Genomic DNA, 21,771 nt, shown 5'->3' with positions numbered 1-21,771 from the left:
TGGCCTCAGAACTTGTTGAGCAGTTGCCCATAGATGCCGAACACCCCGACGGCGAGCGGGAAGAGCCCGATCACGCCGAGGGACTCGATCAGGTCGCCGATCCGCCGCAGCCGCACCTGCACGTGCTCGGGCGGCTGAACCGCGAGGACCAGCAGCGGCAGCACCCCGGCGACGCACAGCAGCACCAGCGCCCCGGCGCCGCCCGCGCGGTCCACCCACTCCACCGCGAGCCGTACGACGAGCAGCGCGGCGCCGCAGAACAGCGCCACGACCTCGGCGACCAGGGGAAAGGCCCGGGCCTGGGACAGCAGCACCACGGCGGTGAGCGAGGTGAGGGCCACCGTCCACACGGTCGGCCGCCCGGCCGCGGTCAGCAGCCAGCCGCCGGCGGCCGCCGAGACCGCGGTGGCGATGGTGATCAGCGCGAGCCCGCGGTGCGTCGCGGCGAGCGCGTTGGCGACCTGGTGACGGCTGACCGACGCGCCCGCGGAGCGCCGGTCGTCGAGTCCCGTCAGCCCCGAGGCCATCAGCGCCAGCCGCGGCAGCACGCCGAGCAGCACGACGGAGAACACGGCCATCACCGCGCCGAGCCGGTCCGGCCGGTCCTGCACGGCGGCTACGGCCTCCCACACCAGGGTGATGAAGGCGGTGGCGCCGGCCCCGAGGAGCGCGCCCCGGCCGAGCGGGGAGAAGTAGGCGAGCAGCACAAGGGTGAGCACCAGTGCCGCGACGACACCGGCCAGCCGGGCCGGTCCTGACCAGCCGTAGGCGTCGGCGGCGGTCCAGGCGGCGAGCAGTCCGAGCCCCCCGGAGGCGAGCAGCAGCGCCGTGGCGAGCCCGCGGTTGCCGTCGCCGATCTTCGAGACGAGCGCGCCGACGACCAGGAACACGATCGTGACGGCCGCGAGCGCGGTGGTGACGGACTCAAGCGGGAACTCGCGGCGGGCCAGGAGGGCCGCGGCCACGGCGAACACGACGGTGGCCACCCCGGAACTGGCCCGGCGTGCGGCGGGCCGCCAGCGCCAGGCACGCAGATCGAGGTCGTCGGCGACCTGGTCGGTGACGTCGTGCACGACGGGGGCGGGCGGCGCGGCATGGGCGCGCACCAGCTGGAGCACGGCGCCGTCGGGCACCTCGGACGACGACAGCGTGGCCTCGTGCGGCAGCACCGAGCCGTCGGAGGTGATCAGCTGCCGGGTCATGGGCCGCGCGGCGGCCCGGTCGTCGAGCAACTGGAGGATGTCGGGCAGCAGTTGCCCGATCGGGGTGTCCGACGGCAGGACGATGTCGACGCGCCGGCGCTCACCGACCAGCGTGACCCGGCTCAGTTGTGTCCGGGACGTCGTTGCTGTACTCACCACTTACCGGAACCCATTCATCGCGAAGTTGTGGCCGAGGATGCCGAGGACGGCTGTGCGGAGGGGCCGCTGTACTGCTGCTGCCCTTGCTGCTGCTCCTGCTGCTGTTGCTGCTGTTGCTTGGCCAGGGTGGCCTGGAGGAAGGACCATCCGACGCATCCGGCGCACAGGACGGCCGCGATGGCGATACCCGCGAACACCTTCCCGAGCCGCTCGTCGGCCGAGCGCCGGGTGCGCTGCGCGCCGAAGAGCAGCGCGTCGCGCATCCGGCGCCGGCGCACCGCCACCGACTCCAGCAGTTGGCTGTCGTAGTCCCGTGCCATTGAGTTGGTCCTGTGCCTGTGTTCTCTGTGCGGTCGTCGTCAGTCGTCGGAGGTCGTGGAGGTTTCGGGGATGTCGGGGATGCCGGGGTTCTCGGGGTTCCCGGGGTTCTCGGCGGTGATGCCGAGGTACTGCCGCATGGCGGCGTACTTCCGCGTCAGACGCCGTGCGGTGGGCTCGTCGAGTACGGCCAGCCGGCGCGGGTCGGCGTTGTGCGCGAGGTCGGCCGCCTTGACGAGCCGAGCGCCCTCGGTGGCCAGGATCCGCTCCGCGTACGCCCACGGCTCCTCGCCCGGCCGCTTGCTCAGGGCCCGTACGACGTCCTTGGTGCGCCGGGTGAGCGCGGCCGCCGCCAGCCACTCCTCGCTCAGCACACCGTCCTCGACCGCGTCGTGCAGCCAGGCGGCGGCGATGAGTTCGCAACCGCCACCACGGGCGCGTACGCCTTCGGCGACGGCCTCCAGGTGTTCGACGTAGGGCCGACCGGCCTTGTCCCGCTGGGCGGCATGCGCGGCACGGGCGACGGACTCGACCTCGGCGAGGGTCATGACCGGAGCGGACGACCCGTCGGACGACTCGTCGTACGGCATACAGCACCCCCCTCGTCCCCGTGACTTCGCCCGTGCAACATAAAACACGGACGGGCGGGCGGCGTACCCAGGGCGGCCGGGCTGCCGGGAACGACGCCGAAACCTCCGCAGAACCTGCACACCCAGAGTCCCGGTTTCGGGATTCCGCGCCGCCGATCGCGTGATCGGCCGGCCATTGAACAGTCACATCGAACAGGCACATCGAACAGGCACCTGGTGCTGGACGCGCTCACGTGGTGCGACGGAATCTCGAATCCGGCTCACTGGAGGCGTGTGCGGCGTGCTGGTCCAGGAGTGCGACGACCATGGCGTCGAACAGGCCGCTCCGCACCGCTTCGTCCACCGACCCCTCGTTGACGCGCTCACCGACCGCGAGGAACGTGGCAGCGCGAACGGCGTCCGCGGGGCGCAGCCGTCCATGGGGCGGCACCGCCGGAGGGGGAGCGGCGCTCCAGCGGTACTCCGGCGTGACGGCACCGATGCCCCACAGAGCTCTGACGACCCGCCACAGCGGCCTGCTGTAGATCGGATACGGCCACTGGGTCGCTCCGTTCGCGTTCTTCTCGCCTCCGCCCCAGCGGACGTCACGGTCGTCGTCGGTGAGGGCACCGTAGGCGTCGGCCAGCTCCTGCCAGGCTTCGGTGGCGCCGTGGTCGAGCTGGGCCAGCAGGCGCCGGTCGTCGGCCTCGGTGACGGCGCGGGCGAGTTCGTCCACGGCCTCGGGGCCGCGGACGTCGACCGGGGGTCCGGTGCCGGCGTCGCGGGCGAGCAGAGTCAGCGCGCCGGCCAGGGGGATGCCCCGCTCACCGGCCTCCGCCACCTTGGCCTCCCACGTCTGGCCGAGGCGATACCCGTCGACACCGGTCGCGGTGCGCCGCGCCCACTTCAGAGTGCCTGCGGCGTAGTCGGCCCAGACGTATCCGACGACTTCGCCGTCGGGGGCCTCGACGGCCACGTACTGGACGGGGTTCTGCATGGGGGTCAGGTCTCCTGGGCAAGGGCCTCGACGGCGGCGGCGTTCGGGGCATCGGTGAGAGAGCCGGGCAAGGGCCGCCCCTTGCCGGCCGGGTCCGGGTCGGCCGAAAACTCGGCGAGGGCCTGGGACGGCCGAAGGCCGCGTTCCTTGGCGTTACGCAGCCGACGGATCCAGAAGCCGCCCTCGTTCATCGCCCGAGGCCCTGCGGCCTGCCGCGGCTCATACGCCGCGGCTTCGTCCTCGTCGCAGGCCCACACATACCCGAGGACCGCACCGCCCTCCTTGTCGACCACCGTGAAGTACCGCACCGGCTTGTCGGTCCGGGTCAGGTACCTCGGCGGGCCCGGCCTCACGAGGTTGAAGTGCACGTCCTCGTCGAAGCGCCGGTTGATCGGCGTGGGTTCAGCCACCAAAGGCCATTTCCTTGAGTGCGGCAAGCGTCGGGGCCTCGGTGAGCGAGCCGGGGACGGCGTGGCTCGGCTCGCTGTCGTTGGTGCCCCGTGCCAGCTCCGCGAGCAGGGCCGTCGGGGCAAGCTCCCGGGCCTTGCCGGCGCGCAGGGCCCGCAGCCACCTCGCACCGGCGTTGACCGCGCCGGCCGAAAGCCCCGACGGCACCAGCCAGCCGGCCGCATCGTCCTTGTCGTTCGCCCACACGTACCCGATGACCGAGCCGGTCCGGTCTGCGACGCTCAGGTACGCGACCGGCCCATCAGTGTTACGGCCGTACATCGCCGGACCCGCCACCTGCTTCAGCTGGAGGTCTTCTGCGAAGCGCGAGTTGACTGGTTGTTCGCTGCTCACGAAGTCCGCACTTGTTTCCAGACTCGGGGCCCCGCCGAAGCACCGGTCAATCGGTCGTTTACTACTCATGCTGGCACATATGTCCGTTAGTCACCCTTGGCGAGTGCCTCGCCCGCGGCGGCGTTCGGGGCGTCGGTCAGGGAGTCCGGCAGGGCTCGGCCCTTGACGCCTTCCGGATTGACGAGCAGCTCCCTGAGGGCCTGGGACGGCGGGATGCCCCGCCCCTTGGCACCCTCCAGCCTGGCGTGCCAGATGCCGCCCTCGGAGAACGCCCGGGGTCCGGCGACCTCGCGCGGTTCCCACGCGGCGGCGTCGTCCTCGTCGTTGGCCCACACATGTCCGAGGGCCGCGCCACCCTCCTTGTCGGCCACCGTGAAGTACCGCACCGGCTTGTCGGTCCGGGTCAGGTACCTCGGCGGACCCGGCCTCACGAGGTTGAAGTGCACGTCCTCGTCGAAGCGCCGGTTGATCGGCCGTTCACTGCTCACGGTGGTGCGTATCCCTGCTAGTCACTCTCGGCAAGGGCCTTGACCGCCGCGGCGTCCGGAGCGTCCGTGAGGGAACCCGGCAGAGGACGGCCTCTGCCACCGGCCTCCGGTCCGGCCAGGAACTCAGCGACAGCCTGGGACGGGCGGATGCCCCGCGCCTTGGCTTCACGCAGCCTGCTGATCCAGGACATGCTCTCGTTCGCCCCCACGGGACCAGCGGCCTGCCTCGGTACATACGCGGCGGCGTCGTCCTCGTCACCGCCCCATACGTATCCGAGGACCGCACCGTTCTGCTTGTCGACGACCGTGAAGTACTGCACCGGCTTGTCGGTCCTGTCCCGATACCGTGCCGGGCCGCCGGGTACCTCAACGAATCTCATGTCTTCGGCAAAGCGTGAATTGATCGGTCGTTCGCTACTCATGAAGTCACATTCCTCTGTCTGTGCCTGGCCTCAGCGAGGTCACGGCTTCCGCAGGACCTCGCCGTAGGCGTGGTACTGACCCGCCCCGTCCTGGAACACGCGAGTCACCCTGTAGTGGGTATCACGGGCGAGCAGCAGTTCCCGCTCCCCTTTATTCACGGAGATGTGGTCGATCCACAGAGCGGGTGCACCCTTCGGCACCCGAAGGTGCATGATCACCGGCTTGTAGTCGAAGGCCGCGTCCTTACCGAGCGACGTGGAGAGAAAACCAGCGTCGTGGTACGTGTTGCCCGCCATTTCATACGGTGAGGCCAGCTCAAGGTGATCGATCGCGGTACCTCGGACAACCATGACGTTCTCGGGCAGGGGGCGGCTGTCCATGACGCGGTCCATGTTGTCGACCAACTCCTGGACCTTGGGTTCAAGAGCCGCGCTGGGGCCGTATTTACGGAAGTCTCGCAACTGCCCGTTGATGTGCTTGTAGTAGAAGCTGCTGTACCTTTCCAGCGAATCCTTGGCCTTGGGGTCGAGGCTGTCCAGGAAGTCGTTCCAGTACGCGTCGCCGTACGCCTTTCCTGCCTCATTGCTGGTACTGGGCAAGGGATTCGTCCCCCGGTCCAGTTCCGCGGTGGCCGCCGCATGCCGCTCGGCGTCGGTAGCCAGGTTGTTGAAGTCGTCATCCGACATGTACGGCTTGTACTCGAACGGCTCCCCGCCCCCGCCATGCCCCGGCACCTCCCCACCGGAATGACCCGGCGCAGCCGCGTCGGCGCCGTCGTGCCCTGCGATGTCCGCCGCGTCATGGCCTAGGCCGGAGTGGTCGAGGCCGCCGTGGTCACCGCCGTGCCCGGCGTCGTGGTTGTGGCCGGCGTCGTGACCGGTGCCGTCGTGACCCCCGTGGCCGGAACCATCGTGACCGGCACCCTGGTCCGGGTGCCCCCCGGTGCCCGGGGTGTCATGGCCCCCCGTGTGCGGGGCGGTCGGCGGAGCGTCGTGCGGGGTGGTGTGCGGCACCTCGTGCGCCGGGCCCGTCGGGGTCTCGTGGTACCACGCCGAAGGCGTCCCGGCGTGCTCGCCCGCCGAGACCGCGTCGCCCGTGCCGTGCGGGATGCCTCCGTGAACGCCGTTGCCGGGGACGTGCGGGACGCCTCCGGCGACGCCGTTGTCCGGGACGTGCGGAACCCCACCGTGAACCCCGTCACCGACGGACTTCGGGATGCCGCCATGAATGCCGTTGCCCACGGACTTCGGAATACCACCGTGGATCCCGCTGCCGGGGACGTGCGGGGTGCCACCATGCACGGCGTTGCTCACGGAGTGCGGAACCCCGCCGTGAACACCGTCCCCCACGGACTTCGGGATGCCGCCATGAATGCCGTTGCCCACGGACTTCGGAATACCACCGTGGATCCCGTTCCCGGGAACATGCGGGGTACCGCCATGCACGGCATTGCTCGCAGAGTGGGGAACCCCGCCGGGGACGCTGTCCCCCGTGTGCGGGACGGGGGCTCCGTGTACGCCGTCATCCGCCGCGTGGGAGACCCCCACGGCCGCCGGTTCCGACGCCGGGACGGTCCAGTGGGACGGGAGCCCCGGGGCCGCTTCCTTCGGGATCGGGGTCGTCTCGACGTTGCCTGCGTGGTCGAGGAGGTTTCCGTTCGGCTCCAGGACCCGGCCGTCGGGAAGGTGTACGGAGCCGTCGGGAAGGGTCGGGACGTCGATCTTGCCGATGCCCTTCAGGTTCTTGGCGATGTCGCCGACCTTGGACAGACCGGCGCCGGCGCCCTTCATGACGTACGTCATCGGGTCGATGATCTTGCCGGCCTTCCCGACCAGGGAGACCGCCTTGGCCACCGCGCCCGCCTTGCCGGCGCCGGCCAGGGCCGCGCCCTCGCCACCGGTGAAGACGGTGGTGACGACGTTGAAGGTGACCGCACCCGCCGCACGCGCGGGGTTCTTGCCCCACTCGTCCCACGCCAGCAGCGCCTTCCCCGTCTGCTTCATCGTGTTGCGCGACTCACGGAACCACGACGGCAGGGCCTTGTCCGGCAGCGCCCAGAAAAGGGTCTGGGCACCCGGCATCATCGACAGCGTCAGCCCGGTCGCCAGCTGCGCCAGGCCCTTCCACGCCTGCCCCATCGCGTCCCAGCCGCCGAACCCGACCAGCGTCCCCAGACCCTTGATGGTGCCCCAGACGCCGTCCACGATCAGGCCGTCCCACACGAACGACTTCACCCAGTGCCCGACGTCGTACCAGTGGTGCTTCTGGTCCACCGGGTCACCCCACGGCAGCTTCGCGTCCTTCAGGTCCGACGCGTTGTAGCCGTACTGGTCCTTCCTGTCCGAACCGTCACCGGCGACCATCTGCGTGCCGTGCCACAACGCCGTGATCTCGTTGTGGCACGTACGCTCGGCGGCCCAGAACGCCGCCACCGCCGCCGTGATGTCGTCACGGATCCGGTTGTGCCTGTCGACCTTGTCCCCGTCGTACTCCCAGTCGTCGTCCCCCTTGACGGAGGTGACGAACTCCGTCGCCTCCGTCTTCAGCTGCTTCAGCTTCGCCACCAGCGGACGGATCTCGGTCGCGTACCCCGACAGCGCCGAGGAGACCGTCTCCAGGTCCGTGGCGAAGGTGTCCGAGCGATCCGACACCGGCTTCGTCGACGCGAACAGCGTCTCCGCCTCAGGAGCGTGGTAGTACGCCGACAGCCCCTGGAACTGCGTGTGCACATCCGCACCCGTGGAACGGATGTGCCCGGCGTCCTTCTTCAGATCGCCGTAGTCCTTCTCCAGCTGCTCCAGGTCACCGGTGAACTCGGGAATCTCTTCCGGATCGATCACGCCTAGCCCACTCCCGGCATCGTCACCCCGGGCGTGGACGCCTTGCGCTGTACCTCTGCGGCCATCGCGTCGTCGCCGTTCAGATACGCCGTCGTCGCGTCCACCGCGCCCTGCATCGACTTGCCCGCCCGGGCCGCGATGAACTGAAGGTCCTTCATCGCGTGCTCGGCGTACTGCGACAGCGCCAACGCCACCAGGCCGCCCTGTGCCTTCCCGCCGTCCTTGCCACCCTGACCGCCCGATGCCCCGCCCGATCCGCCGTCGGCGGAGATCGTGCCCGCGCTCGACGCCGCCGACTGCAGATGCGCGCCGTAGTCCTTGGCGTACGTCTCCAGATGCGACGCGGTCGTGCCCGTCGTCGTCAGCACATGCTGAATGCCCTGCGGACGCAGGTCCCAGCCCGTCATACCAACCCCCGTGAACCCGGCACCCGGCCGTCACGAACCATCAAGAACCACAACAACCGCCCCAGCGGCTCCCGGTGAACCACCGACCGAACGACCGACCGAGCGACCGAGCGACCGAGCGACCACCAACTGGGCACGGTTCAGCCGATGTTGTCCACCGCGGACTTCGCCTTCGCCAACGTCGAGTGCGCCGTCGAGTCGTTCTTCTCCATCGTCGTCTTCAGCAGCTGAATGATGTTCCGGACCTCCTGCGAGGCCTGGTTCCAGCGGTGCTCCTTGCCGTGGTACTCGTCCGCCACACCATCGGCCGTGAAGTCCGACATCGCCTTCTTCACCTGCTTGTCCCGCGCCGAGATCACCGCCTCCAACTGGGCGATCACCCCCGCGAGATTCCCCTGGACGTCCCCCGACGCCGTCGTGTCGTAGGAACGACGATCCGTACCCGCACCCGCCATCACACACCACTCCCCGAAAACACCCTGAACAACCCGACCAACCCGAGCGAAGCGAACGAACCGAACGAACCGAACTCTCAGCGGCCGGAGAACCGTGCCGCGTCGAAGTTGGCCGACCCCATGTGCTGCCGGGCGTTGTCGCGCTGCTCGTCGTCACCCGTACCGAACGCGCTGTCCATCCCGGACTGGCCACCCAGGATCGCCGCCAACGACGAGTTCAGCTCCTTCGTGATCCCGTCCGCCCGCGCCTTGAACTGGTCGAAGGCCACCCGTCCACCGCCGTTGAACTTCCCCTCCAACGGCTCCGCCGCCTGCACCAACTGCCGGATCAGCGTGCCCAGATCCTGGCTCGATCCGCGCGAGTCACGCATCAGCGTCGACAGCGCCTGCGTACCCATGTCGAACTTCATCTCGGCTCCCCCGGTACAGGCTCACGCGGCGTGTGCCGCTCGTGTCGCATACGGACCCATGCCTATCAACTCCCGGATCGTCCGGGCAACTCGGGGTCTTCACCATTACAAAGTCAGCAAACTTTCCTCACCGAAACCGAAACTGAAACCCGAAGCCCGAAACCCGAAGCCCGGGGAGGAACCGCCCTCGCCCGCCCCGCGCCGCCCGCCGGTGACGCGTCAGCGCGCCGCCTGGGCCGTCGGGCCCTCCCGGCAGACCAGCAGCAGGGCCCGGTCGTCGTTGACGTCCTTCGCGACCGCCTCGATCAGGTGCCAGGCGGCGCCGTGGAAGCCGCCGGCGACATAGCGGTCGGCCTCGCCGGTGAGGCGGTCTATGCCCTCGACGATGTCCCGCTCGGAGGTCTCCACCAAGCCGTCTGTGAACAGCATCAACACGTCCCCGGGCCGCAGCGATCCCTTCACAGGGTCGAACTGCGCGCCGTCGTACACACCCAACAGCGGGCCATCGGCCGCCTTCTCCTCCCAGCGGCCGCTGCCCGCGCTGAGCTGGAGGCCCGGCGGGTGGCCCGCGGAGAAGAGTTCGTAGTCGCCGGAGTCGAGGTCGAGGACAAGGTGGATCGAGGTCGCGAAGCCCTCGTCCCAGTCCTGGCGGAGCAGGTAGCCGTTGGCGGCGGGGAGGAACGCGTGCGGGGGCAGCGAGCCGAGCAGGCCGCCGAAGGCGCCGGAGAGGAGCAGGGCGCGGGAGCCCGCGTCCATGCCCTTGCCGGAGACGTCCGTGAGGACCACTTCCATGGTCCGACCACCGTTCGTCCGGGCCGCGACCACGAAGTCGCCGGAGAACGACTGGCCGCCCGCAGGCCGCAGCGCCATCTCCCGGTGCCAGCCCTGCGGGAGTTGGGGCAGCTTGCTCTGCACCCGGATCCGCTCGCGCAGGTCGAAGAGCATGGTGCCGCCGCGCCGCCACGGCACGCCCACCCGGCTGCGGAACTGCGCGATCAGCAGCCCGAAGAAACCGCACGCGGCCACCACGAGCACCACGCCCGGGGTCACCCGCGCCGGACCCTCGGTGTACGGGCCGAGCTTCACCGACTCCACGATCAGACCGGTGGCCGCCGCCGCGTACAGGCCGAGCAGGCTCGCGGGGCGCAGCAGCAGGCCGCCCGCGACGATCGGGAGGACCAGCGCGGCCGCCGAGAACCACACCGCGTTGGCGAGGGTCATGGCCACGATCACCGGGATCGTGATCAGCAGCCCGGCCAGCGCGACCCAGTCCGAGCCGTCCCCGCGGAAGTAGTCCACGGCACTTCTGCGCAGGCCGGTGCGGACCCGGTGAACCAGCTTCTTCAACCGGGCCGTGAACGTGTCGGCCTCCGCGCGCCGCTCTCGTCCTGCTGCCATTAGTTCGGGACCCTATCCATCCGACCAGCCGCTTGGCACGGGAGGTCCCACTTGTCCCCCCTGCGAGGTTCAACTTCACAGTCAACTTCACCAGAGGCCGCTGTGCGGGCGGCGAGCGGAAATTCCCTGGCTCGTCCCGCAATGCGCTGGTAGGCATGGTCCATGGGGACAGTCGCGAGAAACACACCGTACGGGCCGACCGAGCTGCGGGTACTGCGCCGGGACGAGTGGAACACCTGGTACGACAACCTTGTCGACGCCTTCGGTGGCGTCCCGGAGTCGCCCGACGAGCGTGAACTGTGGCAGCGGCTCACCGAGTTCGACCGCTCCCTCGGCGTCTGGGACGGGGACGCGTGCGTGGGGACGGCTGGCGCCTTCAGCTTCCGCCTCACCGTGCCCGGCGGCGCCTCCGTGCCCGCGGCCGGCGTCACGATGGTCAGCGTGGCCGCCACGCACCGGCGCCGGGGCATCCTGAGGTCGATGATGCGCCGGCAGCTGGACGACGTACGGTCCTGGGGCGAGCCGCTGGCCGTCCTGACGGCCTCCGAGCCGGAGATCTACGGCCGCTTCGGGTACGGCATCGCGACGATGCGGACGACCGCCGAGATCGACACGGACCGGGTGCGGCTCACGGTGCCGCCGGGGACGGACGACGTACGCCTGCGCTTCGCCGAGCCCGCCGCCGTACGGGACCAGTGCGAGGCGGTGTACGCGCGGCTGGTGGCCGGGCGGCCGGGGATGACGGCGCGGCGGCCCGGGTGGGAGGACCTGCCGCTGCTGGACCCGGAGAGCGGGCGGGAGGGGTCCTCGCCGCTGCGGTGCGTGGTGGCGGAGCGGGACGGTGAAGTCGTCGGCTACACGCGGTACTTCGTCAAGCCCGAGTGGGACGTCCAGGGCCCCAAGGGGACAGTCCTGCTACGTGATCTGGAGGCGCTGGACCCGGCGTCGTACGCGGCGCTGTGGCGGTTCCTCTTCGACATCGACCTGACGCGGAAGGTGACGGTGCGCAGCCGTCCCGTCGACGACGCCTGGCAGCATCTCGTCTCCGACCTCCGCCGGTGCTCGATCCGGCAGGTGGACTCGCTGCACGTACGGCTGGTGGAGCTGGGGGCCGCACTGGAGGCGCGTACCTACCAGGCGCCCGTGGACGTCGTGTTCGAGGTCGCGGACGCCTTCTGCCCCTGGAACGAGGGGCGTTGGCGGCTCACCGGCGATGCGAAGGGCGCCGCTTCCTGCAAGCGCACCGAGGAGCCGGCCGATCTCGCGCTGTCCGTACGGGAGTTGGGGGCCGCGTATCTCGGCGGGGTGTCCCTCGCGTCGCTCGCGGGGGCCGGTCGGGTGCGGGAACTGCGGGCCGGGGCGCTGGCCGAGGCGTCGTTGGCGTTCGGGTCGACGGTCGCGCCCTGGCTGCCGCACGGGTTCTAGACCATCCGGAGAACACCCGGAGACCATCCGTAACAGCCCTACCGCTGCTGGCAGTCGGGGCACCAGAACAAGTTGCGGGCGGCGAGGTCGGCGGTGCGGATCTCGCCGCCACAGATGTGGCAGGGGCGGTTCGCCCTGCGGTAGACGTAGACCTCGCCACCGTGGTCGTCGACGCGCGGCGGGCGGCCCATCGCCTCGGGGGTGTGCTCGGGGCGGACGGTGTCGATGCGGTTGTTGCGGACGCCCTCGCGCATCAGCCCGACGAGGTCGGTCCAGATCGCGTCCCACTCGGCGGGCGTGAGGTCCTTGCCCGCGCGGTACGGGTCGATGCCGTGCCGGAAGAGGACCTCGGCGCGGTAGACGTTGCCGACGCCCGCGATGACCTTCTGGTCCATCAGCAGGGCGGCGATCGTCGTACGGCTGCGGGAGATGCGCTTGTACGCCGCGTTCGGGTCGGTGTCCTTCGGCGGGCGCAGGGGGTCGGGGCCGAGGCGGTCGTGTATCGCCTGCTTCTCAGTGTCCGTGATCAGGGCGCAGGTGGTGGGGCCGCGGAGATCGACGTACGACGTGTCGTTCGCGAGGCGCAGGCGGACGGTGTCCGTGGGCGGGGGTGCTGGGGCTCCGCCGAAGCCGACCTTGCCGAACAGGCCGAGGTGGATGTGGATCCACTCCTCGTCCCGGAAACCCAGGAACAGGTGCTTGCCGTGGGCTTCGGTGCGGGTGAGTTCCGTGCCGTTCAGCAGCGCGGCGGCGTCGCTGAACTTCCCCTGGGGGCTGGTGACTTGAGTGGCTCGGCCGGCGAAGTGAGCGCCGTAGTCCAGTGCGAGTCGGTGGATCGTGTGCCCCTCTGGCACCGGACGAACTTCCTTTCCCACCCGCCCACCCGTCTCGTTCGCTTGACGGGTGGGCCTTGAAAAGCGTGCCTACTGCTGCGGATGGTGCGCCGGAATCTCCGGCAGCTCCCCCGTCGCCTCGTACTTCGTCAGCATGTCGATGCGCCGAATGTGCCGCGGGTCCTCGGAGAACGGCGTACCCACGAAGATCTCGACGAACTTCGTCGCCTCCTCCTCCGTGTGCATCCGCGCGCCGACAGCCACGACGTTCGCGTTGTTGTGCTGCCGCCCGAGCGACGCCGTCTCCTCGCTCCAGGCGAGGGCCGCCCGCACGCCCTTGACCTTGTTCGCCGCGATCTGCTCGCCGTTGCCGGAGCCGCCGATGACGATGCCGAGGGCCTCGGGGTCGGCGGCCGCGCGCTCGGCGGCGCGGAGGCAGAAGGGCGGGTAGTCGTCCTGGGCGTCGAAGATGTGCGGCCCGCAGTCGACGGGCTCGTGGCCCGCCTCCTTGAGCCACTCGACGAGGTGGTTCTTGAGTTCGAAGCCCGCATGGTCGGAGCCGAGATACACGCGCATGCGTCGAGTGTGACACGGCTGTTTCCGGGAAGCAGCTCCGGGGCCCGACCTCGTTAAATACAGGCAACACCTAGCAACCTCAAGGAAACCTCAAGTAACGATCTGGATTCAAAGGTTCAGGAATTCCTTTACCTCAGATTCACTGGACCGACTCGTACGCCGCTCGTACGAGCACCCCCCACCGGCATCCCAACCGGCGTAAAGGAATTCCCCCCATGACTGCCCCCATGACTGATGGCTCCGGCCTCCAGGCAGGACTCAAGAACCGACATCTCTCGATGATCGCGATCGGCGGTGTCATCGGCGCCGGCCTGTTCGTCGGTTCGAGCACCGGGATCGCGACCGCGGGCCCCGGCATCCTGCTCTCCTACGCGCTCGTCGGCACGCTCGTGGTGCTGGTGATGCGCATGCTCGGCGAGATGTCGGCCGCGAACCCCACCTCCGGCTCGTTCTCCGCGCACGCCGACCGCGCGCTCGGCCGCTGGGCCGGTTTCTCGATCGGCTGGCTGTACTGGTTCTTCTGGGTCGTCGTGCTCGCCGTCGAGGCGACCGCCGGCGCGAAGATCCTCGAAGGGTGGATACCGGCCGTACCGCAGTGGGGCTGGGCACTCATCGTGATGGTGGTGCTGACCGCCACGAACCTCGTGTCGGTCGGTTCCTACGGCGAGTTCGAGTTCTGGTTCGCCGGGATCAAGGTCGTGGCGATCGGCGCGTTCATCGTCGTCGGCGCGCTGGCGATCTTCGGCGTACTGCCCGGCGCCCACACCGACAAGGCGGGCCTCGGCAATCTCACCGACCACGGCGGCTTCCTGCCGAACGGGCCCGGCGCGATCCTGACCGGCGTACTCCTGGTCGTCTTCTCCTTCATGGGCAGCGAGATCGCCACGCTGGCCGCCGGTGAGTCCGAGGACCCGCAGCGCGCGGTCACCAAGTCGACCAACAGCGTCATCTGGCGTATCGGCGTCTTCTACCTCGGCTCGATCTTCGTCGTCATCTGCCTGCTCCCGTGGAACGACCCGTCGATCAAGGCGCAGGGCTCGTACGTCGCCGCCCTCGACTCCCTCGGCATCGCACACGCCGGCCAGATCATGAACTTCATCGTGCTGACCTCGGTGCTGTCCTGCCTCAACTCCGGCCTCTACACGGCCTCCCGCATGGCCTTCTCGCTCGGCGGCCGCGGTGACGCGCCGAAGGCGTTCGCCCGGACCACGTCCCGCGGTGTGCCGATGGCGGCGATCATCGCCTCCGTCGTCTTCGGGTTCGTCGCCGTGTTCTTCAACTACGCCTTCCCGGACACGGTCTTCCTCTTCCTGGTCAACTCCTCTGGCGCGGTCGCCCTGTTCGTGTGGTTGGTCATCTGCGCGTCCCAGCTGCGCCTGCGCCGGATCATCGAGCGCGAGTCGCCCGAGAAGCTCGTCGTGCGGATGTGGCTGTACCCGTATCTGACCTGGGCGACGATCGCCCTGATCGTCTTCGTCCTCGGCTACATGCTCACCGACACCGAGGGCGAGAGCAGCGGCCGTACGACCGTTCTGCTGTCCCTGCTGGTCGCGTTGGCGGTCGTGGCGGTGTCGGTGATCAAGGAGCGGGTGCGGGGCGGAAAGGGGGTCACGACCGCCGAGACGGACACCGACACGGACAAGGTGTCTGTGGGCTGAGGGAGTTCGCCGAAGCCGTTCACAGCACGACGAAGCTGTTCTTGACCTTGTCGTAGGTCTTCAGGGCCTGGGTCTCCACGCCCGGCTGGTACCAGGTGTTGATCTGGTACGACTTCCCGTCCTCGTCGAAACCGAGCAGCCGGGCGTGCCACGGGACGCCCTTGAGCGTGAACGTGTACTCCCAACTCACCGCCGGATACCCGCGGAACGTCGTCCTGTCGAGGCGGATCTTCCGGTAGCTCTGCCCCTGGTGGGCGCTCCGCTCCGAGGCCTCCCAGGTCTCCATCAGGTCACCGCGCGCGAGGGACGACTTGCCGACGAGCTCCTGGGTGCCGTCGGGGGACGTGTAGTGCACCTCGGCCCCCGTCTTCAGATCCCGCCGCCACCCGTCGGGCGTCGCCCACGCGAACCCGCCCGCCTCTCGATGCGTGCCCGGGGGCAGGGTCGGGGGGCGGGATGTGCCCTCGACTGTGGGGGACGGGGAGGCGGACGGAGACGGGGACGTGGCTGTGGGGGACGGGGAGGCGGACGGGTCGGTCGATGCTGAAGTGGACGAAGTACTGGACGAGCCACCGGAGTTCGCGAGGATCGTCCCGATGACCGCGCCTGCGACCACCACGGCCGCGGCGGCGATCAGTCCGGTACGGCGGCGGGTGCGGCGGGTCCCTTCGGGCCTGAACGGCTGGGCGGGGCCCGGGAGTTCACCACCGGGCGACGGGGCCGCGGAACGGGGCAGACGGGCGGGGTGGGGGCCCAGGGCGAGGCGCTGCGCAGCCCGGCGGGGCGAGCGGGCCGGCCGGGGGCCGCGAACGGGGTCGGGACCAAGGCCGGGGTGCGGTGGTGCCGGGCGCGGGGCCGGCGGGTGGGCCGGGAGGGGCACGGGCTTTCGCTCGGTCAACGCCGCGGCCTGTTCGGCGAGTTGAGCCTCTTCGCCGCGCTCGGCTTGTGCGGCGGGTTCAGCTTGTTCGGCGCGCTCACCCTGATCGGCGCGGTCGAGGGAGACGCCCGTCCTACGTGGCGCAGCGCGTCCGGAGTTGTTGGACGATGCCTCGGAGCTCAGCTCGGAGGCGGCTTCGGCAGCGGAGGCCGGTTCCTCTACGGCGGGACGCTGCGTCGGTATCGCGTCCTCGACGGGATGGGAGTCGGGGACGGGGTCAGGATCGTAGACCCGGGGATCGCGTGCCGCGCGAACAACTGACGGTTCCAGGAAGGCCGGGGTGGGCGACTCCTGATAGGCACCTGGCTCCTCCGTCAACTCCCCTTCCGCTGCACTGGGTTCCTCGGCCTCCGGCAGAGACGTCACCGGCACCAACGCCCGCTCCAGCTCATCCAAGCCCGGCCGGGCCGCAGGCTGCTTCCGCAGCAACGCCGCGAGGATGTCGCGCAACGGGCCCGCAGCGGAAGGGAGTTCAGGCTCCTCGTACAGAACCGCGTGCAAAGTGGCCAGTGTTGTGTCGCGGGAGAACGGTGAGCGGCCGCCGAGTGCCGCGCACAGTGTCGCGCCGAGGGACCAGATGTCCGAGGGCGGCCCCTGTGGATGGCCGGAGATCCGCTCGGGTGCCATGTAGTCGGGCGAGCCCACCAGCATGCCGACCACGGTCAGCGCCGTGGCGTCCTGGATCGCGGCGATGCCGAAGTCGGTGAGCACGACCCGCCGGCCGTGGCTCTCGACGAGCACGTTGCCGGGTTTGATGTCGCGGTGCAGGACGCCTCCCGCGTGCACCTGACGCAGGGCGGCCACCAGGCCGAGTCCGATACGGGCGGCCTCGCGCGGGCCGAGCGCGCCGTCGTCCGCAAGGATGCGTTCCAGGGAGCGCCCGGCGACCAACTCCATGACGATCCACAGGCGTTCGCCCTCGTCGACGACGTCGTAGACGCGCACGACGTTCGGGTGGTCGATGCGGGCCGTCGCTCTGGCCTCGCGCAGGGTGCGCTCGCGGCGGGTGCGGGTGTCCTCCGCGTCGAGGCCGTCGATGCGCATTTCCTTGACCGCGACCTGCCGGCCGAGCATTTCGTCGGCGGCTCGCCACACCCGCCCCATTCCCCCCTGGCCGATACTTTCGACCAGCCGATAGCGTCCGGTCACCAATAGCCCCGGAGCACCGCCGCTCCCCATGTTCCCCGAATTTCCCATATTCCCCGGCAATCCGCCGCACCCCCACAATGGTCACACTTCATGCCGTACCAGCATAGTGCGGAGAAATCTTGTGGTACCTCTTCAAGTACTGCGAATTCAGGCACGGTCGCAGGGAAATACAGGGGAACACAAGGGGGACGAACATGAGTTCTCGTCGCGCGACGGCCATGGCCACAGCCGTCACAGGATCGCTGCTCACGGCATCTTTCTCGGCGGTGATGATCCTTTCCTTCACCGCCTCGGCGGATGACCAGGGACCGGGGAGCAGCAAGGGCGGAAAGGCGATGGACGCGGCTCCGGCGGGAGTGAAACTGACCACGCTCCTGCCGGAGAAGATCTCGGTCGACAACGGTTCGAAAAAGACGGCGATCACCGCCACCGTGAAGAACGAGGGGACCAAGGAGAGCGGAGATCTCCATCTCCTGGTCGTCGGTTTCGACGGCCTCAAGGTCACGAATGTCCAGGGCTGTTCGGCGATCGGCGAAAAGGATCTGCCGCCCGGTTCGAACAGCGGATTCACGTGCTCCGTCGGCACTCTCGCCGCGGGCAGGTCGAAGTCGTACGCCGTCGACGCGACGTACGACCTGAGCAAGGCCGGGAAGATCTGTCTGCCGGTGATGTCCGCCGACGGCAAGAAGACCTTCTGGCAGCAGGGCCCGGTCCCGTTCGGCACGACGAACCCGTCGCCGAACGCCCCGGCCACCCCGTTGCTGCTCGGCACCGACAACAAGCCGGTGGCACCGGGCGGCGACACGCTGCCCAAGACGGGGGTCGGCGACGACGTCCTGCCCCTGGGCGCGGCCGGCGCGGCGTTGATCGCGGCGGGTGCTGCGGGCCTGTACTGGTCCCAACGACGGCCGGGGCAGCGCCCGTCGGAAAGCTAGGGCAGGGGGGAGGGCCGGGTAGCGGGAGCACTCGGCCCTCCCCGTTGACTCCCCCGTTCACTCCCCCGTTCACTCTCACTCTCGCCGGAAAGCCTGACGGCACATGTCAGGTAATGCGGTCAGTATGACCCCATGAACCACACACAGCCGCTCACCTTTCGCCCCACCGACCCCGGCTACGAGGAGGAACTCGCCGGTTTCCAGACCGGGTTCACCCAGCGCCCCGCCGTGATCCACGGCGCGCGCTCGGCCGACGACGTGCTCGCCGCCGTACGGTACGCGGCCGCCGAGAACCTGCCGGTCGGCGTCCAGGCCACCGGGCACGGGCTGCCGGGTGGCTCGGAGGGCGGGGTGCTGATCACGACGAAGCGGATGGACGGGGTGAGTATCGCCCCCTCGGCCCGCACCGTCCGCGTCCAGGCTGGCGTGCGCTGGGGGCAGGTCGTGGCCGCCGCCGAACCCCACGGCCTCGCTCCCCTCAACGGGTCCGCGCCGAGCGTGGGTGCCGTGTCGTACACGCTGAGCGGTGGACTCGGCATCCTGGCAAGGGAGTTCGGATACGCGGCCGATCACGTCCGCTCGCTCGACGTCGTCACCGCCGATGGCCGACTCCGCCGGGTGACAAGGGAGTCGGAGCCCGACCTGTACTGGGCACTGCTCGGCGCCGGTCATGCCTTCGGTGTCGTCACGGAGTTGGAGATCGGTCTCGCCCCCGTGCGGAGGCTCTACGGCGGTTCGCTCGCCTTCGACGGGCGGGAGGTCGATCCGACGGCCCTGCTGCGGGCGTACGAGGAGTGGACGCGGACCGTACCGGACGAGCTGACCTCGTCCTTCGCCGCCGTACCGTACCCGGACATCCCGGCGCTGCCGCCGCATCTGCGCGGGCGCTACGTGCTCTCCGTGCGCGTCGCCTACACCGGCACGGGTGACGAGGGTGCCCAACTCGTCGCGCCGCTACGGGAGTTCGGGCCGGTGCTCGCGGACTCGTTGCGGGAGATGCCGTACTCCGAGAGTCACACGATCCACAGTGATCCGCCCGCACCGCACGCGTACTACGGGGACAGCGCGGTGGTGAGCGAGCTGGATGTGGCGCGGGTGGGCGAGGTGTTGTCGCTCGCAGGGCCGGACGCGGCCGACATGTGTGTCGTCCAGGTCAATCATCTCGGCGGGGCGCTGGCAAAGGCCGCGCCGAACTCGGTGCCGTATCGCGAAGGGCGCTTCCTGGTAAGGATGTTGGCGGTCGGGGAGCGGGAGGCGGCCCGTGCGCAACTGGACCCCGCCTTCGCGCTGCTCGCGCCCGTGACGCTCGGGCGGGCGGTCACCTTCGCGTTCGGGGCCGGTGATCGGAGCGAGGGGCTGTACGACGCGCAGACGCGGAAGAGGCTCGCCGAACTCACGTCGCGCTACGACCCGGCGAACCTCTTCCGCGGGAACTGGCTTGTCAGCTCTGCTTGTTGACGAACTTCCAGGCGGTCGGCGTCGCGCCCATCGCGAGGGCCGCCTTCAGGGCGTCGCCGATGAGGAACGGGGTGAGGCCCGCGGCGAGCGCGGCGCTCGTCGAGAGGTCGAGGCTCAGCGCCAGGTACGGGACGCCGATCGCGTAGATGATCGCCTCGCCGAGCAGCATCGTGCCGGCCATGCGGAGCACCGAGCGGTCGGCGCCGCGGCGGGCCAGGGAGCCGACGGCGGCGGAGGCGAGCAGCATGCCGACGATGTAGCCGAACGAGGCGCCGCCCCCGGAGGTGCCCTCCGCGAACCACGGCACGCCGGCGAGGCCGAGCAGCGCGTACAGGGCGAGCGAGAGGAAGCCGCGGCCGGCGCCGAGGGACGTGCCGACGAGCAGCGCGGCGAAGGTCTGGCCGGTGACCGGGACCGAGGAGCCCGGCACGGGCACGGCGAGCTGGGCGGCGAGGCCGGTGAGCGCGGCGCCGCCGAGCACGAGGGCGATGTCCCGGACGCGGGAGGCGGGCAGCAGGTCGGCGAGGACCTGGCCCGGGCGGGCGGTGGCGACGGCGGTACTCAAGGGGGACTCCGCAGGTTGACGGGGGTACAAGGGGACCTTGTGACGCTATCCCGGGGCCCTCGGTCCGATCACCGTCAGCGTTCGACAAAGGGTTCGTCGGGGACTTGGTGGGCTCCGGACAAAGGATGCCCGTTACACGCGCCTCGGCGTGATGCCGGTCACGCGGACCTCGTGCCGTCTCGCACACCGGCACCGTCGCCGTCTCGCACACCGGCACCCGTGCCGTCTCGCACACCGGTCACCGTCTGGGCAGCCGTGGGCCGTTTTGCTAGCTTCGACCGCATGGTTGCCCAGGCCCGGAACTTCGCGTCGCGTCGCTATGTCGACCTGCGACGCCAGGCCGCGGCGACCTGTTACCGCCCCTGAGGCGGGCGGAGCGGATCCGGTGCGCCTCGACGTCTGGCACAAGACGACGGCGCACTGTCGGACCCGTTCCCGAGGAAGCTCCCCATGCCCCGTACCGCGGCACCCCTTCTCGCCTCCCACTCCCCCAACTCCCCCGTTCCGCGCGCCGCCGACAGTGACCGGCGGCGCACCAACGCGAGCGTCATCCTGCGCTCGGTGCTGGAACACGGCCCGGTGGCCCGCTCCACCATCTCGCGGCTGACCGGGCTGTCCCCGGCGTCGGTCACCGACTACTGCGCCCGCTTCACCGAACTCGGGCTGATACGGGAGTCCGCCACACCCCAGCGCTCGAAGGGTGTGGGCCGACCCCATGTGCCAGTCGACCTGGACGCGTCACGGTTCATTGTGGGCGGAGTCCATGTGGCGGTGCCCTATACGACGGTCGCCCTGCTCGATCTGCGCGGGCGGGTGGTGGCCGAGCGGCGGATCGGGCACGACGGCACCCACCCGTCTCTAGTGCTGGCGCGGGCCGCCGCAGGGCTGGACACGCTGCTGACGGAGGCGGCCGGGGCCACCCCGCTGGGTGTCGGGGTCGCCGCCGGCGGCTGGGTCGACCGGGACTCCGGAACCATCGTCGACCATCCGCTGCTGGGCTGGCGGGACGTGCCGGTACGCGAACTGCTCGGCGCCCGCACCGGGTTGCCGGTCCATGTGGACGGCCACGCAAGGGCGTTGGTCAACGGCGAGCGGCTCTTCGGGCGGGCCCGCGGCAGCCGTAGCGTGCTGCATCTCTTCGTCGGCAACGTGGTCGACGCGGCCTTCGCCACCAACGACGAGGTGCACCACGGGCCGCGCTCGCAGGCCGGGGCGATCGCCCATCTGCCGTTGCGCGGCGGCACGGAACCGTGCGACTGCGGACGCGTCGGCTGCCTCCAGGTCGAGCTGAGCGAACGGACGTTGTGCAGGCGAGCCCGGGAGGCGGGGATCGTCGACGGGGTGAACCCGACCCACGTCGTGACCGCGGCCGAGCGCGGAAACCCGGTCGCCATAAGGCTGTTGACGCAGCGGGCGCGGATGGTGGGGCGGGCGGTCGGGCTGCTGCTCGACATCCTCAACCCCGAGACGGTGGTCGTCACCGAGCTGGGTGTCATACGGCGGGAGGACTGCCTGCGCGCGCTGCGCGAGGAGGTCGGGGACGCGCGGGCGTCGGCTGTCGTGCCGACGAGTTTTCCGGATTCCGTGCTGGCGGTGGCGGGCGGTTCGGTGATGCTGGATGTGCTGTACCGGGATCCGTTGGGCGTGTGACCCAGTGTGTGACCGAGCGTTCCACCGGGGCGTATTTAATTCAGAAACTCGGAATGTTGACAGGGGGCTCGCATGACCGGGAACATCCTGGTCATGAGCCTGCAGATGAGTTGTCGCA

General features: G+C 70.0%; 22 protein-coding genes. 5 read left to right on the top strand and 17 right to left on the bottom strand.

Annotated elements, in window-relative coordinates:
- Positions 1 to 5: 5 nt before the first annotated feature.
- The 13 genes from eccD to OG194_RS31020 all read right to left on the bottom strand — a co-directional run bounded on the left by eccD (position 6) and on the right by OG194_RS31020 (position 10,467).
- A complete protein-coding gene (gene eccD, locus OG194_RS31080; protein ID WP_327404098.1) occupies positions 6 to 1,361 on the bottom strand; it encodes a type VII secretion integral membrane protein EccD in 1,356 nt (451 codons plus the stop codon).
- Between the two features lie 14 nt (positions 1,362 to 1,375).
- Complete coding sequence (locus OG194_RS31075) at positions 1,376 to 1,681, bottom strand: hypothetical protein (protein ID WP_327404097.1); 306 nt, start codon at positions 1,679 to 1,681, stop codon at positions 1,376 to 1,378.
- A gap of 39 nt (positions 1,682 to 1,720) precedes the next feature.
- Complete coding sequence (locus OG194_RS31070) at positions 1,721 to 2,269, bottom strand: HD domain-containing protein (RefSeq protein ID WP_327404096.1); 549 nt, start codon at positions 2,267 to 2,269, stop codon at positions 1,721 to 1,723.
- Between the two features lie 229 nt (positions 2,270 to 2,498).
- Positions 2,499 to 3,245, bottom strand: a complete 747-nt coding sequence (locus OG194_RS31065; protein WP_327404095.1) for a DUF6508 domain-containing protein — start codon at positions 3,243 to 3,245, stop codon at positions 2,499 to 2,501.
- Between the two features lie 5 nt (positions 3,246 to 3,250).
- Positions 3,251 to 3,655, bottom strand: a complete 405-nt coding sequence (locus OG194_RS31060) for a hypothetical protein (protein WP_327404094.1) — start codon at positions 3,653 to 3,655, stop codon at positions 3,251 to 3,253.
- Complete coding sequence (locus tag OG194_RS31055; protein ID WP_327404093.1) at positions 3,648 to 4,046, bottom strand: hypothetical protein; 399 nt, start codon at positions 4,044 to 4,046, stop codon at positions 3,648 to 3,650. Before OG194_RS31055 ends, OG194_RS31060 begins: the two co-directional genes overlap by 8 nt.
- An 86-nt stretch (positions 4,047 to 4,132) precedes the next feature.
- Positions 4,133 to 4,534, bottom strand: coding sequence for a hypothetical protein (locus OG194_RS31050; RefSeq protein ID WP_327404092.1), 402 nt, complete (start codon positions 4,532 to 4,534; stop codon positions 4,133 to 4,135).
- Positions 4,535 to 4,551: 17 nt separating this feature from the next.
- Positions 4,552 to 4,914 (bottom strand): hypothetical protein, encoded by a 363-nt coding sequence (locus tag OG194_RS31045; RefSeq protein WP_327404091.1) that lies wholly within the window; start codon positions 4,912 to 4,914, stop codon positions 4,552 to 4,554.
- Positions 4,915 to 4,995: 81 nt separating this feature from the next.
- Positions 4,996 to 7,797 (bottom strand): ADP-ribosyltransferase, encoded by a 2,802-nt coding sequence (locus OG194_RS31040; protein WP_327404090.1) that lies wholly within the window; start codon positions 7,795 to 7,797, stop codon positions 4,996 to 4,998.
- Positions 7,798 to 7,799: 2 nt separating this feature from the next.
- Positions 7,800 to 8,204, bottom strand: coding sequence for a DUF6507 family protein (locus OG194_RS31035; protein WP_327404089.1), 405 nt, complete (start codon positions 8,202 to 8,204; stop codon positions 7,800 to 7,802).
- A 140-nt stretch (positions 8,205 to 8,344) separates the two neighbouring features.
- Positions 8,345 to 8,659 (bottom strand): pore-forming ESAT-6 family protein, encoded by a 315-nt coding sequence (locus tag OG194_RS31030; protein WP_327404088.1) that lies wholly within the window; start codon positions 8,657 to 8,659, stop codon positions 8,345 to 8,347.
- 77 nt (positions 8,660 to 8,736) lie between these two features.
- The gene (locus OG194_RS31025; RefSeq protein ID WP_327404087.1) at positions 8,737 to 9,069 is read right to left on the bottom strand and encodes a hypothetical protein; all 333 of its coding nucleotides are present in this window, start codon (positions 9,067 to 9,069) and stop codon (positions 8,737 to 8,739) included.
- 219 nt (positions 9,070 to 9,288) lie between these two features.
- On the bottom strand, positions 9,289 to 10,467 hold the full coding sequence (locus tag OG194_RS31020) for a PP2C family protein-serine/threonine phosphatase (protein WP_327404086.1): 1,179 nt from the start codon (positions 10,465 to 10,467) through the stop codon (positions 9,289 to 9,291).
- Between the two features lie 162 nt (positions 10,468 to 10,629).
- On the opposite strand from OG194_RS31020, the gene OG194_RS31015 reads away from it, so the two are divergent.
- Entirely contained in the window at positions 10,630 to 11,892 is a 1,263-nt protein-coding gene (locus OG194_RS31015; RefSeq protein ID WP_327404085.1) for a GNAT family N-acetyltransferase, read from the top strand.
- A gap of 38 nt (positions 11,893 to 11,930) precedes the next feature.
- Here OG194_RS31015 and OG194_RS31010 read toward each other — a convergent pair whose 3' ends face one another.
- Both OG194_RS31010 and OG194_RS31005 read right to left on the bottom strand, forming a co-directional pair.
- Positions 11,931 to 12,746 carry an Fpg/Nei family DNA glycosylase gene (locus OG194_RS31010; RefSeq protein ID WP_327404084.1) on the bottom strand — a complete coding sequence of 272 codons (816 nt, stop codon included), beginning with the start codon at positions 12,744 to 12,746 and terminating at the stop codon, positions 11,931 to 11,933.
- A 69-nt stretch (positions 12,747 to 12,815) separates the two neighbouring features.
- Complete coding sequence (locus OG194_RS31005) at positions 12,816 to 13,301, bottom strand: ribose-5-phosphate isomerase (protein ID WP_327404083.1); 486 nt, start codon at positions 13,299 to 13,301, stop codon at positions 12,816 to 12,818.
- A 215-nt stretch (positions 13,302 to 13,516) separates the two neighbouring features.
- Between OG194_RS31005 and OG194_RS31000 the strand changes: the two genes are divergently transcribed.
- Entirely contained in the window at positions 13,517 to 14,959 is a 1,443-nt protein-coding gene (locus tag OG194_RS31000; RefSeq protein ID WP_327404082.1) for an amino acid permease, read from the top strand.
- 19 nt (positions 14,960 to 14,978) lie between these two features.
- Here OG194_RS31000 and OG194_RS30995 read toward each other — a convergent pair whose 3' ends face one another.
- A complete protein-coding gene (locus tag OG194_RS30995; RefSeq protein WP_442811811.1) occupies positions 14,979 to 16,991 on the bottom strand; it encodes a serine/threonine-protein kinase in 2,013 nt (670 codons plus the stop codon).
- Positions 16,992 to 17,239: 248 nt separating this feature from the next.
- Between OG194_RS30995 and OG194_RS30990 the strand changes: the two genes are divergently transcribed.
- Together OG194_RS30990 and OG194_RS30985 are read left to right on the top strand one after the other, a co-directional pair.
- Positions 17,240 to 17,980 (top strand): LPXTG cell wall anchor domain-containing protein, encoded by a 741-nt coding sequence (locus OG194_RS30990; protein ID WP_327404080.1) that lies wholly within the window; start codon positions 17,240 to 17,242, stop codon positions 17,978 to 17,980.
- A gap of 132 nt (positions 17,981 to 18,112) precedes the next feature.
- Positions 18,113 to 19,438 carry an FAD-binding oxidoreductase gene (locus OG194_RS30985; RefSeq protein ID WP_327404079.1) on the top strand — a complete coding sequence of 442 codons (1,326 nt, stop codon included), beginning with the start codon at positions 18,113 to 18,115 and terminating at the stop codon, positions 19,436 to 19,438.
- Here OG194_RS30985 and OG194_RS30980 read toward each other — a convergent pair.
- A complete protein-coding gene (locus tag OG194_RS30980) occupies positions 19,422 to 20,003 on the bottom strand; it encodes a biotin transporter BioY (protein WP_327404078.1) in 582 nt (193 codons plus the stop codon). The genes OG194_RS30985 and OG194_RS30980 overlap by 17 nt on opposite strands.
- 450 nt (positions 20,004 to 20,453) lie before the next feature.
- Between OG194_RS30980 and OG194_RS30975 the strand changes: the two genes are divergently transcribed.
- Entirely contained in the window at positions 20,454 to 21,653 is a 1,200-nt protein-coding gene (locus tag OG194_RS30975) for an ROK family transcriptional regulator (protein WP_327404077.1), read from the top strand.
- Positions 21,654 to 21,771: the final 118 nt, after the last annotated feature.

Source organism: Streptomyces sp. NBC_01288 (genome assembly GCF_035982055.1).
GTDB lineage: Bacteria > Actinomycetota > Actinomycetes > Streptomycetales > Streptomycetaceae > Streptomyces.
This window is presented reverse-complemented; position numbering and strand designations above follow the sequence as displayed.

What these genes read in the sequence shown, in the direction of transcription:
- OG194_RS31070 (WP_327404096.1), bottom strand. Translation starts at nt 2,269, where the DNA reads ATGCCGTACGACGAGTCGTCCGACGGGTCGTCCGCTCCGGTCATGACC.
- OG194_RS31025 (WP_327404087.1), bottom strand. Translation starts at nt 9,069, where the DNA reads ATGAAGTTCGACATGGGTACGCAGGCGCTGTCGACGCTGATGCGTGAC.
- OG194_RS31065 (WP_327404095.1), bottom strand. Translation starts at nt 3,245, where the DNA reads ATGCAGAACCCCGTCCAGTACGTGGCCGTCGAGGCCCCCGACGGCGAA.
- OG194_RS31035 (WP_327404089.1), bottom strand. Translation starts at nt 8,204, where the DNA reads ATGACGGGCTGGGACCTGCGTCCGCAGGGCATTCAGCATGTGCTGACG.
- OG194_RS31075 (WP_327404097.1), bottom strand. Translation starts at nt 1,681, where the DNA reads ATGGCACGGGACTACGACAGCCAACTGCTGGAGTCGGTGGCGGTGCGC.
- OG194_RS30985 (WP_327404079.1), top strand. Translation starts at nt 18,113, where the DNA reads ATGAACCACACACAGCCGCTCACCTTTCGCCCCACCGACCCCGGCTAC.
- OG194_RS31030 (WP_327404088.1), bottom strand. Translation starts at nt 8,659, where the DNA reads ATGGCGGGTGCGGGTACGGATCGTCGTTCCTACGACACGACGGCGTCG.
- OG194_RS30975 (WP_327404077.1), top strand. Translation starts at nt 20,454, where the DNA reads ATGCCCCGTACCGCGGCACCCCTTCTCGCCTCCCACTCCCCCAACTCC.
- OG194_RS30990 (WP_327404080.1), top strand. Translation starts at nt 17,240, where the DNA reads ATGAGTTCTCGTCGCGCGACGGCCATGGCCACAGCCGTCACAGGATCG.
- OG194_RS31045 (WP_327404091.1), bottom strand. Translation starts at nt 4,914, where the DNA reads ATGAGATTCGTTGAGGTACCCGGCGGCCCGGCACGGTATCGGGACAGG.
- OG194_RS31005 (WP_327404083.1), bottom strand. Translation starts at nt 13,301, where the DNA reads ATGCGCGTGTATCTCGGCTCCGACCATGCGGGCTTCGAACTCAAGAAC.
- OG194_RS31000 (WP_327404082.1), top strand. Translation starts at nt 13,517, where the DNA reads ATGACTGCCCCCATGACTGATGGCTCCGGCCTCCAGGCAGGACTCAAG.
- OG194_RS31015 (WP_327404085.1), top strand. Translation starts at nt 10,630, where the DNA reads ATGGGGACAGTCGCGAGAAACACACCGTACGGGCCGACCGAGCTGCGG.
- OG194_RS31020 (WP_327404086.1), bottom strand. Translation starts at nt 10,467, where the DNA reads ATGGCAGCAGGACGAGAGCGGCGCGCGGAGGCCGACACGTTCACGGCC.